Genomic DNA, 3668 nt, shown 5'->3' with positions numbered 1-3668 from the left:
TTCGATATCAAGGACATGAACGACGTGTCCATCATCGGCGTGGGCGATAACGCCCTGTTTGATGGTATCGGCATCAAGATCTGGCGCGCCAATAATGTGATCGTGCGCAACATCACCATGCGCTATGTCCGCATTGGCGATAAAGATCACATTACCATTGACGGTCCGTCCAGCAATATCTGGATCGATCACAATACTTTCTACAACTCGCTGGACGTGGACAAGGACTACTACGACGAGTTGGTCAGTGGTAAAGGTGAGATCGACAACATCACCATCAGCTATAACATCCTGCGTGATAGCTGGAAAACCTCCCTGTGGGGAAGTAGTGACGGTGACGATTACGACCGCCGGATCACCTTCTGGGGGAACCACTGGGAGAACGCCAACTCGCGCTTGCCGTTGTTCCGCTTTGGTGAAGGGCATATCGTCAATAACTACTACGATGGCGTGATCAGCACCGGGATCAATTCACGTATGGGGGCCACCCTGCGTATTGAGGGCAATGTGTTCGAAGACGCTCAGAACCCGATCGTCTCCTTCTACAGCAGTGAGCTGGGCTACTGGGACGTTGAAGATAATACCTTCAATAACGTCAATTGGGTTGAGTACCCCAGCGATGGCGTGATTGCCGGACCTGATGTGCAGTCCACCACCAGCTATCTGCCCCCGTACAGCTACAGTCGTCTGTTTGCGGCGGATACCAAGGCTCACGTGTTGGCCAATGCGGGCGCCGGTATCGTGACCGATTGCCTGGATGCGCCGGTCAGTGGCGGCGGGGAGCAGTCATCCAGCTCGTCTTCCAGCAGTCAGAACAGTTCCAGTGAGTCCTCTTCAGAGAGTTCGTCGTCCGGTAATTCTTCCAGTGATAGCGGTGAGCCGGTTGAGTTGGGCAGTAATCTGGCTCTGAGTGGTGGCGCCGACGGTTCCAGCAAGGGTGGCGGTACCAGCTATGGCAACGTCAATGACGGCAATCTGGCCAGCTACTGGCAGCCGAGCGGCACCAGTGGTGAACGCATCGGAGTAAAAAATTTCAGTGGTACTTTCAATACCGTGATCATCCGAGAGCTCAATGGCGCCACGGAAAGTTGGCGTCTGGAAGATCACGATACCAATGAAGTACTCGCATCCGGCTCGACCCTGGGCAGCGAACGGATCATCACCGGTTTTGGTGACCGAGACCTTTACAAAGTCAACCTGGTTATCGACAGCGCCAGCAGTGCGCCGCAGATTGCCGAGTTTGAAATCTACAACGCGACCGGTGACGTATCTGACGGCGGCTCGTCCTCCAGCAGTTCGTCCAGTGACTCGTCTTCCAGCTCGTCCGACAGCAGCGACAGTTCGTCCAGCGATTCCTCATCGTCGGACAGCTCCAGCAGCAATTCGAGCAGCTCAAGCAGTCAGTCGAGCAGTAGCTTCCCGGATTACTCTGGACCGCTGAGTAATGATTGCGTGGAGTTGGCTACCAACCCGAACGTCAACTGGCGTGATACCGCCCTACAGACGGACCAGGAGATCGTTGAATGCCTGGCGCAGACTCTGGGCCGTGCCGTGGGCTATGGTGAAAACGCTCTGGGCGGCTATGACCCCAATGGCAACAGCACGCTGACTGTGATTACCAAAAGCAGCAGTGACTCGGTAGAGCAGCAGATTTTTGATGCCATGAGCAGCGAAGATCATCACTGGATTGTGTTCGACAAGAATGACTTTGCGCCCGAAACGGAAGTGGCCATGTACCGTCTGCACTGCAGCAACTCGGATGTTCTGAGCCGTATCGGTGGTACCGAGGCGGAGTGTGTCGATTACCGTCAGTGGTGTTCGAATCGCGGCTATAACGATCACGATCAGTGTCTGGAGGAGTTCTTCAACAATCGTCTGGACGATAAAGACCTTCCCATTCGCAACCCGGTGATCAGTTCCAATACCACCATCGACGGTCGCATGAGTAATGCCTACTTCCGCTTCAGTGGTTTTGCCATCGGGAAGGACAGCTCCGGTCAGCCGACCCAGACCGCCAACAGCGTGATTCTGACCCACCTGGATTTCCGCGGCGCGGGCCACACCGAAGATCACGGACTGGACCCGGACATGATTCGCTCTACCGGTGCGTCTCACGATATCTGGATTCACAAGAACACGTTTGACCTGACCGGTGACTCGGCGTTTGACGTGAAAGTCGGTGCCTACGATATCACCATGTCGTTCAACCGGGTGGTGGACGTCAAACGTGCCGCTTTGCACGGATCCAGTGATAGTCGTGAGATCAACGAAAACATCACCACTACCATGCACCACAATGCCTTTGTGACCCGGGATGATCTGTACTTCGAGTTTGGCAACACGGCGCGCCGGGTTCCGCTGATCCGTCGGGGCACGTCCCATATGTGGAACAACCTGTTCATGAACTACCGCAAAGACATCATCAGTGTCCGCGTGGGTGCCGACCTTCTATGGGAGGACAATGCGCTGGTCATCAATGGCGACTTCCAGGAGAAAGACGATATCAACAGCGCGCTGGACGAGCTGCAGGGCAACCTGACCCGCGATGTCAGCGGCGGCAGCTACCGCGCCGATGGGGTTTACCTATGGTTCGGTAATAGCGCGTGCGATATCAACGCCTCAACCCAGCGTGCGCTGACGGATGCGTCGGGCAGTGTCGGTGATCTGTCTCAGCAGTACACCGTGGCGTCTCGCGATACGATCAATGATTTCCGGCTGGATGCGGGACAGGACTTGATTGATTACGTGAGCGCGACCGCTGGCAAGTACGGCGAGCTGCCGTTCAACTCGCCACTCGCGGGCGATATCTACTACGTACTGAGCTTGGGCAAGGTGCCCTGTCAGTAAACCCGTCGATTTCCAACGACGGCGAATCCCCTCGCTTGACGGGCCGACCTTTGTGTCGGCCCTTTTTTGTCCGTCTCAACGGTATTCCCCATGGCGGGCCGGACGTTACGAATTGATATGTCCGTTATTTATTGGTCTGGTGATGATTCAAGCCAGGGTCTGCGGCCGTCTTTGCGGCCGACAGGGAGGGTTTTGGCGGTGGACTCGATCCAGTCCCGGACTTCTTCGGTCAACTGCTTGCGATCTTTGCCCTCGCTGGAAATCGGCTCGCCGATCACCATCGTGATGGTGCCCGGGTACTTCAGGTAATCCTTATGGGGCCAGCATTCGGCACCATTGTGGGCCACTGGGATGACCGGGCAGCCGGCGGTGCAGGCAATATCGGCGCCGCTGCGGGCGTAGGGCACCACCTGACCGGGACGGGTGCGGGTACCCTCCGGGAAAATCAGCACGTTATTGCCATCCTTGATGGCCTGGACGCCCTTCTTCTTCACATCACGCAGCGCCTGGGTTTTATTGCTCCGATCGATGGCGATGGGTTTCAGTGCCGCCAGGCCCCAACCGAAAAACGGGATGCGCAGCAGTTCTTTTTTCAGAATGGTGGAGATGGGCTGGAAGAACAGTTGTAAGTACAAGGTTTCCCACACGCCCTGGTGCTTGGACATCACCACATAGGGTTGCAGATCGTTGCGGATATCGCCTCGCACCTCAATGCGGATATTGCAGCAGAACCAGAGCCAGAACATCACAAAGCGGTTCCACTGATTGATCAGCCGGTAGCGCCATTGGTAGGGAAGAAACGGCCAGATCAGTGTGCTCAA

2 protein-coding genes are annotated in these 3668 nt (G+C 56.0%); one reads left to right on the top strand and one right to left on the bottom strand.

All coding sequences use genetic code 11. The annotated features are described in order from the left end of the window. Positions 1 to 2847: hypothetical protein (locus B3520_RS03550; RefSeq protein ID WP_286875425.1), on the top strand; the 2847-nt coding region annotated here is incomplete at its 5' end. 128 nt (positions 2848 to 2975) lie between these two features. Here the strand turns inward: B3520_RS03550 and B3520_RS03545 are convergent. Then, positions 2976 to 3668, bottom strand: a 693-nt coding sequence (locus B3520_RS03545) for a lysophospholipid acyltransferase family protein (RefSeq protein ID WP_286875424.1), incomplete at its 5' end; no start/stop codon positions are given.

The organism is Marinimicrobium sp. UBA4509 (assembly GCF_002388575.1).
Taxonomy (GTDB): domain Bacteria; phylum Pseudomonadota; class Gammaproteobacteria; order Pseudomonadales; family Cellvibrionaceae; genus Marinimicrobium; species Marinimicrobium koreense.
This window is presented reverse-complemented; position numbering and strand designations above follow the sequence as displayed.